The organism is Aestuariibaculum scopimerae (genome assembly GCF_059428085.1).
In genome coordinates, this window is the sequence record NZ_CM182089.1 from 3076174 (window position 1) to 3091307 (window position 15134).

Consider the following 15134-nt stretch of genomic DNA (forward strand, 5'->3'; position numbering starts at 1 on the left):
CATGCGCATTCAAACACCTTTTGAAGAAAGACTTAATGCCTTATCGCATGCCATAGGTGCTTTGTTTGGAGTAGCAGCTTTGGTATTGCTTATTGTTTTTAATACCCATAAAACGCCGTGGAGCTTGTTTAGTGTAATTGTTTATGGCCTGTCCATCATTATTTTGTTTACCGCTTCTACTGTATACCATTCCACCAAGAACCAAACCCATAAGCACTATTTTAGAGTAGTAGACCATATAAGCATTTACCTTTTAATAGCAGGCACCTATACGCCCGTTACCTTAATAACGCTTACCAATAGTTTGGGCTGGCCCTTGTTTTATACAGTATGGGGCATTGCAGCGTTTGGCGTGGTATTAAAACTGTTTTTTACGGGTAGGTTTAACGTTTTGTCAACCTTGTTGTATTTGGTAATGGGGTGGCTTATTGTATTCGATTTTGAAAACCTAAGTCACCAGATGCATAGTCATGGTATTTTATTGTTGTTTGCAGGAGGTTTGGCCTATACATTGGGCATTGTATTTTATGCCATAGAAAGAATTCCCTATAACCATGTTATTTGGCATGTGTTTGTACTTGCAGGTGCTTTATGTCATTTTTTTATGATTTTCTTTTATGTCATTTAATGTGGATATTTTAGTAAGGAAAACACATTATTTTAAGTCATTTTTCTGTAAAAATCCGTTAAAAGGTATAAAAAACAGGATGTATAACACCCTAACTTAAGTAGGTGAACAGGTCAACTTGCACTGGCCGTCAGCATCGGTTTACCAGGCCACCAACTCAACCTTACCTACCCAGTATGTAAGGTTGAGTTGTCCAGTAGGTAAGGTTGAGTTGTTCGTTTCTGCAAGTTGCAAAAACCGTCTGGGCAAGTTGATGCTGCTTTTTGCTTAAATTTTGGGCTTTTTATATTTGGTTTAATTATAGAATATGGGGGTATTGTTATAAGTCAGGTTTATTAAAACTTATATTTTCTGCTCATACCCAAAAATACAAAAAGCTACCCTAAAAAATTATATTGAATCAATTTTAGATGGAAGAATACCATACTTTTCCTTAAATAATTTTCTAAAATGTTTTACACTATTAAAACCAACTTCAAAGGAAGCTTCAGAAATATTTAGATTACCATATTTAATAAGATGATATGCTTTTTCTAATCTTGCATCTTGTATTAACTCATTTACAGTTTTACCAGTAAGAGCCTTTATTTTTCTATATAATGAGGTTTTACTCATCCCTATTTCATTAAAAATATCTTCAGTATTCGATTTGTTTTGTGAAATAAATTCACTGATTATCTTATTAAATCGTTCTAAAAAAGCTTTTTCAGAATCAAATAGTTTTTTGTTATCTCCAATGAACTCAGATTTTTCTAATCCATTACTAAAGTAATCCTTAAGTTTTAAGCGATTTTGAATAAGGTTATCGATTCTAGTTATTAATATTTTAGAATTAAAAGGTTTCGTGATATAATCATCAGCACCTTCCTTATAACCTTCATTTATACCTTCAGTATTACCTACGGCCGTTAAAAGGATAATTGGAATATGAGATGTTGTCTGTTCAGACTTAAGTGTTTTACATAAATCAATTCCATTCTCCATAGGCATCATAACGTCAGATATTATTAAATCAGGAACATATTTTATTGCTTTTTTAATACCTTCTTTTCCATTTTCTGCTAATATTAAATCATAATCATCTTCAAGAATACTAGATAAAAATTTAAGTAAATCATTATTATCATCAACAACTAAAATAAGCTTTCTGGTTTTGTCTGATTTAATATTACTTTTTGGCAATTTATTATCTAAAAATTGATCTTGATATTCCCAAATTTCTGATACATTATTTATTTGATCTTCATGATTGACTTCCATTAAAGGTAATTGATTCAAATTTTTTGTCTCTTCTAAAAAAGCATCTTTAGGTAAGGAGAGTGTAAATTTTGTTCCCTTATTTAATTCACTTTCAACTGAAATTGAACCCAAATGTAATTCAGCAAATATTTTAGATAAAGCTAAACCAATACCTGAACCTTTCTTTTTTGATTTTATATTGGATTGATAGTACCAATCAAAAATATGGGGAAGATCTTTTTTTGAAATTCCCATTCCATTATCAGATATGGTAATTAACAAGTGATTATTATCTTCCTTAATTGATGTAAGAACAACATCATTTCGCTTAGAATATTTAAATGCATTAGAAAGTAGATTATGAATAATAATTTCAATTTTTTCTACATCACACAAAATATAAATATCCTTATCAGGTTTTTGTAATTCAAGTTTTATTCCTCTAGAATTGGATAAGGGTTCATAATTTAAAAGTATTTGATGAAGTCGTTTCGAAATATTTATTTTATCAATCGAAATTTTATTCAGGCCTATTTCAGACTTTCTAAACTCTAATAATTTTTGAATGTTTTTTAACAAATACTTAGAGTTTCTAAGTACCATTTTCAATTGTTCTTTTTGCTTCTTTTTATCAATTTTTTCAATGAGATTTTCGACCGGGGCAATTATTAAATTTAGTGGTGTCTTTAACTCGTGGGAAAAGCTGGTGAAAAACCTAACCCTTTCTAAATTAAGCTCATTTTCCAATTGACGTTGCTTTTGTTCGAACAATAATGAGTTTTTCAGTTTTAAACGTTCAGAATAATACTTCATACCCAACCATATTATGCAAATAAAAACGATTAAATAAATTAAATAGGCAGGAAGAGTTTTCCAGAAAGGGGGGTTAATTGTAATTAAAAGATTATTGCTTACTGTTTGTTCAGGATTAATAATTCCCTGAACTACTAAATTATAATCCCCTGGAGGAAGGTTACTTAAATTTATAGAATTACTAGTATTAATATTTACCCATTGATCCTGATAACCTTCTAACAAATAAGTGTATTTTATATTGTGAGCATTTGGGTATTTTAAAGTACTGAAATTAACCGTTATTAAAGTTTCGTCATAGTCTAAGGCGACATGTTTTAAATAGGGGAGAGACTGGCTTAATTTACCGCTACCTTTTGATGCGCTTACTGGTACCTTAGTGTTGGATACCTCTAATGTTTCGAAAATTAAATGAGCATCGATTTTAGAAGTAAATAATTTATTGGGGTTAACAACATAGAGCCCATTATTACTTCCAAAATAAAGGAGGCCTTCACTTGATTTAAAAGAGGCGCCAACATTAAAATCTGTTTGGGGAATATTATCAAATGAATTAAGGTTTTTTACAGATTCTGACATTTTATTAAAATAACTTAAGCCATTATAGGTTCCTAACCAAAAATTTTGGTCATCACCAAGAACAATACTGTTAACCGTATTATTACTTAATCCTTCTATCTCTGTATAGTTTATTGCTTTTCTTTCTAACGGTAAAAACTTAAACAATCCGTTATAACCAGTCCCTATTAGAAAGGTTTCATTAAACAATGGCTCTATGGCATAAACAATGTTACTATCTAACCCTGTAACGTCACCTATTTTAAACATATGGTATTGGTGTGTTTTAACATCAAATTTTGTTACACCATCACCATATGTAGCTAACCATAAATTCCCTTTTTTATCATCACAAATATCCCTGATATCAATTTTCCCCAATTCATTTACATAATCAAAACTATCTGATAACTCATTGTATTTGTAAAGACCTCCTCTATTAGTGCCTACCCAAATGTTACCTAAGCTATCTTCAATAATCACGTTTACTTTATATCCATCTTCGACCGATCCCTGCAAATACTTTTTGGTTTTGCCTGTTATGGGATCCAAAAGGTTTAAGCCGCCCCTATAAGTGCCAACCCAAACACGCCTTTTACTATCTTCCAATACACAATATACGTGATCATTAGAAAGACTAAGCTTATTGTTTTCCTCATGCCTGTAATACTTATATTTACCTGTTTTAGGGTTATAAAGGTTTAATCCACCTCCATCTGTACCAATCCACAATTCTTTATTGAAACGTTCAGTTATACTTCGCACATAATTGCTAGTAATCGTTACTGGAGATTCGGTGAACTTCATTTTAATGTGCTCAATGGGTTCTTCCTTGGGGTTAACGTAATACAAACCGTAAAAAGTGCCAATCCACATATTGTCCTGCGCATCTTTCATGATTGTTGATACAGCCCTGCCTTGAAAATTATTTCCGTTATGATTAGGCAAGTAACTTTTAATATACCTATTCCCGTTTCTATAGGCTTTGAAATCTATAATATTTAAGCCGCCATTTTGTGTACCAATCCAAATATTACCTAAATAATCCTCCTCAAAAGATAGAATTTCCGCGTCGCTTAAACCTTCACCTTCATTATCGCTAGAGTTTATATGTAAGTACTCATTATCTTTGGTTATAACAAGAATACCATTACGTGTTCCAACCCATAAATTTCTATCGCTATCTAAATACAAGCAATTTATTTGTTGTAACTCTTTATTGTCCCTTTCTCCTAAATCAATACGTTTTACATCCTTGGTTTTATAATTTATTTTATTTAAACCATTATTAAAAGTACCCACCCATAAAGTATTCTCCCCATCAAGAAGTATACTGGATATATAATTTGAGGAAATACTATTTTCGTCGTTTGGTTTGTTTTCAAGTAAAATATTCCCTTTAGGAAAGTTTGGTGTAAAAAACTGTAGGCCTACTCCATAAATCCCTAATATGAGCTCATTATTTAGTCCCTTTTCCATACAACTTAGACTAATTCTTGCCAATCCATTAGATTCATCAAATAGGGTAAATACTTCGGATTTAGGATTATAAACATTTAGCCCTCTTCCGGTTACAATTAATAACTCCCCTTTTTTGTTAAAACTTATTTGTTCAATTAAATTATAATTTAAGCTATTTGTGGTATCACTTTCTTTTTTAAAATTATAAAATTCATTCCCATTATACCTGTTAAGTCCATTAGATGTTGCAACCCATATATAACCTAAAGAATCTTGTGCTAAATCAGTAATTAAATTATTAGAAAGCCCAGATTGCACATTGAAATATTCAAATTTCAAAATACTTTTTTCTTTGATAAGGTTATTAGTTCTTACCTCTTGGGCAGAACAAACAGATATTATCATAAAAAATAATAAGGCAAAATAAAATCTAAATACTCTCATGCGTAATCATAATTATGTGCAAGTAAAACAAATCTTTTTAAAAAATTGAAGGATTTAAAATTAAACTTTCTATAATCGTATACAGCCTAAAATAACTTCTTGGAATTTCGTTGTTTATTAACTTATTGAAAAGCAGTCTTTTTGGGTATGTTGTGGTAATTGGTACTATTGTGCCCCATATTTTAACCAATTTTACCCGTACTAACCAACTGATTTAAATGAAATTTGTTGAAGCTATTGTAAAAATTTTCATTTTACATCTATTTAAACAAAGCCACAAACTAAATTAATTCTTTTAACAATATTTTATTTAATGAATAAACATTCTCTTCTATATATAATGTTTCTAATTATACTTGCGTCATGCTTAAATAAGGAAAGACCCAAGGAAAGACCCTTAGACTCCAAAATAAAAACTACTTTAAAAATGGCTTCTGAGCGTTATAAATATATGATGACTCAGGTTACTAATGGTAATTACCCTAAATCCTATGATGCCGAATCTGATTATTTTGAAACTAGCAATTCTGAATGGTGGTGTAGCGGTTTTTATCCTGGAACACTTATATATATAGATGAAGCCCTTAAACAATCAGATTTTGAACATGAGGTCGAAGGTGTTTTAAAGGATTTAAGTAGTGAACAATATAATACATCAACCCACGATCTTGGTTTTATGATGTATTGCAGTTTTGGTAATGCTCAAAGGTTAAATCCCAATCCTAATTATGAGCAAATTTTAATGAATAGTGCCAAATCTTTAGCTAGCCGCTATAACCCCGTTGTTAAATGTATCCGTTCTTGGGATAGTACTTTTTGGAATAAGGCTGGTGATGATGATCTAGTCGTAATCATTGATAATATGATGAATTTGGAACTTTTGTTTTGGGCAACAAAACATAGCGGAGATAGTCTATATTATAATATTGCAGTCAATCACGCCGATAAGACTATGGAAAATCATTTTCGTGAGGATTATAGTTCTTATCATGAAGTAATCTACGATGAAGTTTCTGGAGATGTAAAAGCAAAAATTACTAACCAGGGAGCAGCAGATGATTCATCATGGGCGAGGGGACAATCTTGGGGATTATATGGTTATACTGTAATGTTTAGGGAAACTAAAGATTTAAAATATTTGAAGCATGCAGAGAATATTGCAAATTATATTTTGAACCATCCTAATTTGCCAAAGGATCTCATCCCGTATTGGGATTTTAATGCACCTAACATTCCAAATGAATTAAGAGATTCTTCTTCCGCTTCAATAAATGCTTCAGCATTGTTAGAGCTTTCTACGTTTTTTAAAGGAGAAAAACAAAAACGATATTTTGATTCCGCTTTAAAAATTTTGAGTTCTTTATTAACTACTGAATATTTATCTTTTAATGAGACTAATGGAGGCTTTTTACTTAAACATGGAGTGGGTAATATGCCAAACAAGACTGAAATAGATGTTTCCCTGAGCTATGGGGACTATTATTTTATTGAGGCCATGGTGAGATATCAAAAAATACGGAAAACTTTAAACTAAATATATGACATGAAAATTAATTACAATTAAAGAGTGAATTCTATTAAAAATAGAATTAAGAATTATCAACAACTACTAATACAATTAAACTAAAATGAAAAAAATTATTAAATACAAGAAGCATTGTTTTTATGGATTGCAATTTAATTTATCCATATTATTAGTATTTAGCTTCATTTTTCAAACTCAAGCCTTTGAAACAGTAGGTATAGAATTGAAATATGAGACAAAGCAAAACCAACAAACCCAAATTTCTGGAACTATTATGGATGCATCTGGCCAACCTTTACCTGGTGCAAATATTATAGAAAAAGGAACGACCAACGGTGCCCAAACAGATTTTGATGGAAACTTTTCTTTAGATGTATCAAATTTAAATGCTACAATAATTGTTTCCTATATAGGTTTTAAAACAAGAGAGATTGTTTTAAATGGTGAATCAACAATTAATATAACTTTAGAGGAAGATGCCTCTGTATTAGACGAAGTTGTAGTTGTAGGGTATGGTACACAAAAACGATCGGACATAACCGGTTCTGTTGTATCGGTTCCAAAAGATAGGTTAGAAAACCTACCTGTTACTAATGTGCTTCAAGCCATTCAAGGAACAACAGCAGGTTTAAATATTTCTCAAAGCTCTTCTGTTCCAGGTAGTTCTGCCAATGTTTTGGTAAGAGGTCAAAATTCCATTAATGCCAATAATGACCCTTTAATAGTTTTGGACGGCGTTCCGTTTTTTGGTACAACCAATGATATAAACCCAAACGATATCAGTTCTATTGAGGTGCTTAAAGATGCTTCGGCAGTGGCTATTTATGGTACCAGAGGTAGTAACGGCGTTATACTTATAACTTCGAAACGTGGTAAAAGGGATGGAAAACCAACGGTTAAGATTAATAGTTATTTTGGTTTTGAGGAAATGGCCAACCCTTTAACACCAATGGGACCTGATGCCTATGTGCAAAAATATGCAGATTTTTTAACAGCCAATGGTTTGAGTCAAACTGCAGTATTGCCAAACGCTTCTGAAGTAGAAAATTATGATGCAGGTTTAACTACTAATTGGTTAAACGAAGCAACTAGAACAGGCGTAATACAAGAACATAATATTAGTATATCTAGTGGCAATGAAACTTCTCAATATTACATATCAGCTTCCCATTTAGAGCAAGAAGGTGTTGTAAAGGGGTATAATTATAAGAAAAACTCCATTAGGTTTAATGCAGATTCCAAAATTGTGGATTGGTTAAAAGTTGGTACATCAGCATTTTTTACAGAGAATAATTATAGTGGGGGCAGGGCTAATTTTCTAAATGCTACCGCTATGAGTCCCTATTCTTTGCCAAAAGATGAAAATGGAGATTATGTAATATATCCAATGAGTCCCGAACTGTTATTTAGCAACCCACTATTAGGTTTAACAACAGATAGAGAGGATAAAGCTAGAAACTTAACAGGTACAGGTTTTGTTGAGATAACACCACTTGAAGGCTTGCAATATAAAATGAATGCTTCATATACCTATAATTTTGGTAATGAAAGACGTTATTCAGGGAGAGCGGCTAATGACCAAAGTGGTACCGGAGAGGCAATAAATTCTGAAACAGGAAACTGGGTTATCGAGAATATTTTAACGTACTCTAAAGACTTCGATAAACATCACTTTGATGTAACGGCATTGTACAGTGCCCAGGAAGTAGATTATTTTAAATCGGAATCTAAGGCTGTAGGTTTTGTAAATGATGGTTTGTCTTATTATGACCTGGCCTCAGGTACCACACAATCTGTCAATTCTGAAGGGAATTCATACTCATTGATATCCCAAATGGGTAGAATTAATTATTCTTACGATAGTCGTTATTTATTAACACTTACAGCAAGACGAGATGGGTATTCTGCTTTTGGTTCTAACACAAGCAAGATTGGTGTTTTCCCTTCGATGGCTTTAGGTTGGAATATTAAAAATGAAAATTTTTTAAAGGATTCTGACTTTGTAAACGCATTGAAATTAAGGTTTTCTCATGGAACAACCGGAAATCAGGCTATTAGTGTAAACCAAACGGCAACAACCGGAAAATCGGTGAAACAAACTTTTGATGGTAATGCCTATACAGGTATTATATATTTAACAGAGAACGATTTCAACTCTTTAGGTAATGCCAACCTTAATTGGGAATCAACAACATCTTCAAATATTGGTGTTGATTTTGGATTGTTAAACAATAGAATATCAGGTACGGTTGAGGTTTATAAATCTAAAACCAAAGACATCTTATTAAAAAGAAATCTACCAAATATTACAGGTTATGGGAACATTTGGTCGAATTTAGGAAGTATGCAAAACCAAGGTCTAGAAGTTACTTTAAATACAATTAATGTTGACAATAAAGATTTTTCATGGAGATCTACCATAAATTTTTCAATCAATAAAAATAAAATATTGGAACTTTATGGTGATGGAAAGGATGATATTGGCAATAGATGGTTTATAGGAGAGGCTTTAGATGTTTTTTATGACTATGAAAAAGAAGGCATTTGGCAAGAGGGCGAAGACATTGCCTCTGTAGATCCTAATGGAAACCCTGGAGATATTAAATTTAAAGACCAAAATGGTGATGGACAAATAGATAATGATGATAAAGTTATTTTAGGAAGAACAACGCCAGATTGGGTTGGTGGTTTTACCAATACTTTTCGTTATAAAAATTTCAACTTAAGTATATTTATCCAAACTTCTCAAGGCGGGTTAAAAAGCAATAGAGACCTTACTTATGCCGATGAAGCAGGAAGAAGAAACCTGCCTGCCGATTTTAAATATTGGACTCCTGAGAATAAAGACAACTATTGGCCTTCACTGTCCGCTTATAAAAACTATAAGGGCTATGGCTTTCCAGAAGATTATAGTTATATAAGAATTAAAGATGTGCGTTTAAGTTATTTATTCCCTTCAGAAGTTTTAGATAAAATAGGGGTTCAAGGATTAACCGTTTATTTAGCAGGTAGAAATTTACATACATTTACCAATTGGTACGGGTGGGATCCTGAAGTTAATTATTATTCGAGAGGTTCTTCAGATAGTTCTGGAAGTTGGGAAGATAATTACCCACAGACAAGAACCATTTCTTTAGGATTAAATGTAACGCTTTAATTCTTAATTAAAATTCAAAAAAAAATGAAAAAACATATAAAATTTTTATTTAGTATAAGCATGCTGGTATTAGTTACCTATGCATGCAGTGATTCTTTTTTAGATGAAAAGGTGTTAGACAGGCCGGCACCAGAAACCTTAACAGACAAAGCGGGATATAATGCTGCTGCAATTGGATTGTACGAAAGGTTAAGCAGTGGTTTTTATACCACGACTTCTGGCGGGCAAGCTTTTACAGGTATGTTTCAAGTAGGAACAGATGTTGTATGGGCACCGGCAGGTAGAGCCAATGGCGTAAGAGGGTATTTTGATTATGCACAGCTAATATCTACTGATGGAAACGCTAGAGATCTTTGGGCTAGACTGTACAATATAATTAATAATGCCAATATTTTAATTGCTAATGCCGAAGCAGGAAATGCTATTGGTATGACCCAAGTAGAGATTGATGCTTTTAATGCAGAGGCAAGGTTTTTTAGAGGCTATGCCTATAATATGCTGGCGACCTTATATGGAGGAGTTCCTTTAATTTTAGAGCCTGTAAGTGGCCCTAAAACAGATTTTACAAGAGCTTCTTTAGCAGAGGTAAATGCCATAATTGAAGACGATTTAATAATGGCTGTTGCCAATTTGCCTGAAGTGGGGCAAGCTGCTAATTTTGGAAGGGCCAATAAAGATATGGCGCGTCAGCTTTTAGCGGAGGTATATTTACGAACAGGAAAGCCTGATTTAGCAGAACAACAATGTACAGATATTATAAATAGTGGCAATTATTCCCTTGTTAAAGAAAGGTATGGTGTGCGTGCAGGAGAACCGGGCGACTATTATTCGGATATGTTCCTTAATGGAAACCAGAGGAGGTCACAAGGAAATACAGAAGCCATTTGGGTTTTAGAGCAAGAAAACCCTACCGATGTAGCTGGAGGAAGTACTGGGTTTTCTCAATTTAGAAGAGTTTGGGGAGGATCTTATCATGATTTACCGGGAATGCAACCTACAGACACTTTAGGGGGTAGAGGCCTAGCCAGAATTAGATTGAATAATTGGGTGCTTTATGATCTGTATGATGACGGCGATATACGTAATTCAAAATATTCAATCCACCGTCAGCACTATTTTAATAATACCAATGAAAAGTATGATGCTATTAGAGGAACCGCTGTGCCTTATGGAGAAGATGCGATTTTCCTTTTACCGGATGGAAGTGAAGTGAAAATATTCGCTGCAGATACCATATACAAATATGCGCCTTATACACTAAAATGGGGACAGTTTGATGAGCGGGATGTTTTTGGGTATGGAATGTTTAAGGATTTTATTTTAATGCGTTTTGGGGAAACTTATCTTTTAAGAGCTGAAGCCCGATTTGAACAAAACAATTTAGATGGAGCTGCCGATGATATTAATGTACTTAGAGATAGAGCTAATGCCCCAACAGTTAATCCTGGCGATATAACTTTAGATTTTATTTTAGACGAAAGAGCACGGGAATTAATTGGAGAAGAAAACAGAAGAATGACTTTAGTAAGAACAGGAACCTTGGTTGAAAGAGCTAAAAGGTTAAATGGAACAGCTCCTTTAGCTGGAGGTAATATTGAAACTACAAATGGATTGCAAGAGTTTCACGCACTTTTACCAATTCCTCAAAGTGAAATAGACCTTAATAAGGATGCTGTTTTAGAACAGAATAATGGATACTAAAAATAATTAATTTTTTGTTGACTTAGTTTAGTTTTTTGGAAGGAAGAAGATTTTTAGTCTTCTTCCTTCTTTATTAACTATATTGGAGGGGTTTTTAATTATGTAAATAAATTTATGGTACACATAGCTACATTAAATGTAAATATTTTAAATGTTTTGGTATTGAAAAAAACAATTTTAGTTTTAGGTGTTTCTTTGTTTTTTGTAAACCTTAGTGTTTACTCCCAGAATGCTGAAATTCAAGAAAGAAACCCGGAGGAAGTCCGTCAGTTTTTTGTATCGTCTTTAATTAAAATAGGAGACCCTGTTTTAACGGCATTAAGTAAAAACGAATTAAAAAAAACAATGCCTGTTGAAAAATGTCCGGGTGCATGGGACGATCGTACACATGTTACTTATTTAGAAGCATTTGGAAGATTGTTATCGGGAATGGCTCCGTGGCTAGAGTTGGGGCCAGATGAAACGAGCGAGGGGCTATTAAGAGCTAAATATATTAGCTTGGCTAGAAAGTGTATTAAGAATGCAACCAATCCTGAGGCCCCAGATTTCATGAACTTTAATAAAGACAAGCAACCACTTGTTGATGCAGCTTTCTTTGCTCAAGCCTTATTAAGGGCCCCAAAGCAATTGTGGGAACCATTAGATCTTACAACAAAAGATAATGTTATTAAAGCATTAAAGTCTACCAGGGTTATAGAACCTTATTATAGCAATTGGTTACTGTTTTTGGGAATGATTGAAGCGGCACTTTTAAAGTTTAGCGCAGAACCCGATATGATGCGTTTGGAATATGCCTTAAATAAACATAAAGAATGGTATTTGGGAGATGGAATGTATGGTGATGGTCCTGAATTTCACTGGGACTATTACAACAGTTTTGTAATTCAGCCAATGGTATTGGATATTTTAAAAACGATTAATGAAGTCACCAATCGTAAAGCATCAGATTATAACGAGGCCATTGAAAGAGCTGTGCGATACGCATCTATTCAAGAACGATTAATTTCACCAGAAGGAACATACCCTCCTATAGGCAGGTCGTTAGCCTATCGTTTTGGTGCATTTCAATTGTTATCTCAAATTGCTCTATGGAAACAATTGCCAGCAGAAGTAGCACCCGAACAAGTAAGATCGGCTTTATGCAAAATGATACATAATCAATTAAGTGCTGAAGGTACTTTTGACCAAAATGGATGGCTACAGGTGGGGTTATATGGCCATCAAAATAATATTGGAGAAGGATATATTTCTACTGGAAGTTTGTACTTGTGCTCTGAAGTGTTTTTGGTTCTAGGTTTATCAAGTGACGATGTATTTTGGAAGCATCCGTATCAACCCTGGACTCAGAAAAAAATATGGTCTGGTAAAAAAATACCAATAGACCATGCCATTAAGAATTAGTTGATTTTTTAAACTGATAAAAGTTGCAATTACCTATTTTATTGCTTTATGGATATTTTGAACCCATTCTATCCTCCTCTTTTATTTTAGATGTTATTTTAAAACTTATTAAAATGAAAACTACAAAACAAAATTTTGACATAAACTTTAATGATTATTAATAAAACAACCATATTAGATAGCAAGTTTGCCATACTATGTTTATTTATAGTATGTTTAGCTTCTTGCGCTAAAAATATTTCATATACATATATAGGGGAGGGCTGGAGCAAGAATTCTGTAAATACGGTGAAGTTTAGAAAACATGCTATTACAACCCATTCAGGTTATCAGTTTGTGGGCTATTACGACCAAGAAAGCTATTTGGTTTTAGGCAAACGAAAAGTGCACGCTTCTAAATGGGAAACTTCTAAAACACAATATAGAGGTAATACAAAGGATGCACATAATAGTATAAGTATCGCGGTTGATGGTGAGGGGTATTTGCATGTAAGCTGGGACCATCATAATACGAAATTAAGGTATGCCAAGAGCAAAAGGCCTTTAAGTATAGAATTAGGAAAAGAAATACCTATGACCGGGAATCAGGAAGATAAAGTAACCTATCCTGAGTTCTATAATTTACCAAATGGAAACCTAGTATTTCTATACCGTTCAGGAGAATCCGGGCGAGGTAATTTGGTTATTAATACTTACGATGTTAATACAAAACAATGGTCCCAAATACAAAGTAACCTTATCGATGGAGAAGGACAACGAAGTGCGTATTGGCAGGCTGCTGTAGATGAGAAAGCTGTTATTCACCTGTCCTGGGTATGGAGAGAAACATGGGATGTAGAAACGAACCATGATTTATGCTATGCCCGCTCGCTGGATGGAGGAAAAACTTGGAAAAAATCAACTTCAGAGGTGTATAATTTACCAATAACCTTGGAAACAGCAGAATACGCTTGGAAAATCCCTCAAAATAGTATTTTAATTAATCAAACTGCCATGATTACAGATAGCAAGGGCAATCCTTTTATTGCAAGCTATTGGAATGAAGGTGCAATACCTCAATATCAAATTGTGTATTTAAAGAATAATAAATGGTGTAAGGTAAATACTGGGTTTAGAAGCGATTCATTTGTGTTGGGTGGTAGTGGTACTAAAAATATACCAATTTCAAGGCCAGATATCTTAATTAATGAAGACATTGTTGCTATTCTTTTTAGAGAGGAATCAAGAAATAATAAAGTTTCTATAGCCTATTCAGCAAATCTTGAAAATGATAAACCTTGGCACGTTGTTGATGTTAGTGAATTGTCTCTAGGGCAATGGGAACCCAATTATGATATTGCTCTTTGGAATAGCAAAAAGAGACTTCATGTATTTTTTCAAAATGTAACACAAATTGATGGAGAAGGTGTAGCTAACACCAACTCATCTCCTGTGAAAACCTTGGAAATAAAAAAACTGAACAGAATATTCAAAAATTTATAATATTTTAGAAAATTCCATGCATAAATTAGCTTTATCACCACTATTTATACTTCTTGTTCTTTTAAGTTTTGCACAAGCCAACACAAACGAATGGAAAATGCTTTGGTTGTAGACAGAAACAAGGAGGCAGGAAGAGCATCTTTCATTTTATATAAAGATAAAGGTTTAGCATTAGCAGATGTAGCAGAGAAATCTAATTATTACAAAAGCTTAAATGGTACGTGGAAATTTAACATTGTTAAAAAACCAGCAGATAGCCACTAGATTTTTATAAAGTTGATTTAAACGATTCTAATTGGGAAACAATTAAATGTGCCTTCTAACTTAAAACGTATCGAGGATATTGAACAGCTTGACGACGAGACAAGAAGCAAGCTCTTTTTCCTTATCGATAATATCATACAGAACTTTAAAACCATAAAATGTTTCGTAATCAAAAAAATTACCGAAGGCTTTTATCATAGAAATCGGGGGTTTGGCCTACACATTGGGCATTGTATTTTATGCCATAGAAAGAATTCCCTATAACCATGTTATTTGGCATGTGTTTGTACTTACAGGTGCTTTATGTCATTTTTCTGCAAAAAATCCGTTAAAAGGTATGTAAAACAGGATGTATAACACCCTAACTTAAGTAGGTGAACAGATCAACTTGCACTTGTAGCCTTCCCTAAAAATAAGACAGCATAAAATTCAAATTTACTAATTTTAAATTTTAAACTGTC

General features: G+C 33.1%; 8 protein-coding genes and 1 pseudogene. 8 read left to right on the forward strand and 1 reads right to left on the reverse strand.

The annotated features are described in order from the left end of the window. Nucleotide 1: 1 nt before the first annotated feature. Entirely contained in the window at nt 2-628 is a 627-nt protein-coding gene (trhA, locus tag AC5SR4_RS13395) for a PAQR family membrane homeostasis protein TrhA (RefSeq protein WP_495356780.1), read from the forward strand. 390 nt (nt 629-1018) lie between these two features. Here the strand turns inward: trhA and AC5SR4_RS13400 are convergent, their stop codons facing one another. Beyond that, nucleotides 1019-5143 carry a hybrid sensor histidine kinase/response regulator transcription factor gene (locus AC5SR4_RS13400; RefSeq protein ID WP_495356781.1) on the reverse strand — a complete coding sequence of 1375 codons (4125 nt, stop codon included), beginning with the start codon at nt 5141-5143 and terminating at the stop codon, nt 1019-1021. A 427-nt stretch (nt 5144-5570) separates the two neighbouring features. On the opposite strand from AC5SR4_RS13400, the gene AC5SR4_RS13405 reads away from it, so the two are divergent. The 7 genes and pseudogenes from AC5SR4_RS13405 to AC5SR4_RS13435 all read left to right on the forward strand — a co-directional run. Next, nucleotides 5571-6677, forward strand: coding sequence for a glycoside hydrolase family 88 protein (locus tag AC5SR4_RS13405; RefSeq protein ID WP_495356782.1), 1107 nt, complete (start codon nt 5571-5573; stop codon nt 6675-6677). 94 nt (nt 6678-6771) lie between these two features. Beyond that, entirely contained in the window at nt 6772-9825 is a 3054-nt protein-coding gene (locus AC5SR4_RS13410; RefSeq protein ID WP_495356783.1) for a SusC/RagA family TonB-linked outer membrane protein, read from the forward strand. A gap of 24 nt (nt 9826-9849) precedes the next feature. Next, a complete protein-coding gene (locus AC5SR4_RS13415; protein WP_495356784.1) occupies nt 9850-11526 on the forward strand; it encodes a RagB/SusD family nutrient uptake outer membrane protein in 1677 nt (558 codons plus the stop codon). Between the two features lie 162 nt (nt 11527-11688). Then, the gene (locus tag AC5SR4_RS13420; RefSeq protein WP_495356785.1) at nt 11689-12927 is read left to right on the forward strand and encodes a DUF2264 domain-containing protein; all 1239 of its coding nucleotides are present in this window, start codon (nt 11689-11691) and stop codon (nt 12925-12927) included. A 150-nt stretch (nt 12928-13077) separates the two neighbouring features. Next, nucleotides 13078-14409 (forward strand): BNR repeat-containing protein, encoded by a 1332-nt coding sequence (locus AC5SR4_RS13425; RefSeq protein ID WP_495356786.1) that lies wholly within the window; start codon nt 13078-13080, stop codon nt 14407-14409. A gap of 90 nt (nt 14410-14499) precedes the next feature. Then, entirely contained in the window at nt 14500-14673 is a 174-nt protein-coding gene (locus AC5SR4_RS13430; RefSeq protein ID WP_495356787.1) for a hypothetical protein, read from the forward strand. Between the two features lie 202 nt (nt 14674-14875). Further along, nucleotides 14876-15016, forward strand: a pseudogene (locus tag AC5SR4_RS13435) (hypothetical protein); the annotation flags it as partial. Nucleotides 15017-15134 lie beyond the last annotated feature (118 nt).

Coding starts and splice junctions, on each gene's coding strand:
- AC5SR4_RS13425 (WP_495356786.1), top strand. CDS start 13,078: ATGATTATTAATAAAACAACCATATTAGATAGCAAGTTTGCCATACTA.
- AC5SR4_RS13400 (WP_495356781.1), bottom strand. CDS start 5,143: ATGAGAGTATTTAGATTTTATTTTGCCTTATTATTTTTTATGATAATA.
- AC5SR4_RS13430 (WP_495356787.1), top strand. CDS start 14,500: ATGGAAAATGCTTTGGTTGTAGACAGAAACAAGGAGGCAGGAAGAGCA.
- trhA (WP_495356780.1), top strand. CDS start 2: ATGCGCATTCAAACACCTTTTGAAGAAAGACTTAATGCCTTATCGCAT.
- AC5SR4_RS13410 (WP_495356783.1), top strand. CDS start 6,772: ATGAAAAAAATTATTAAATACAAGAAGCATTGTTTTTATGGATTGCAA.
- AC5SR4_RS13415 (WP_495356784.1), top strand. CDS start 9,850: ATGAAAAAACATATAAAATTTTTATTTAGTATAAGCATGCTGGTATTA.
- AC5SR4_RS13405 (WP_495356782.1), top strand. CDS start 5,571: ATGGCTTCTGAGCGTTATAAATATATGATGACTCAGGTTACTAATGGT.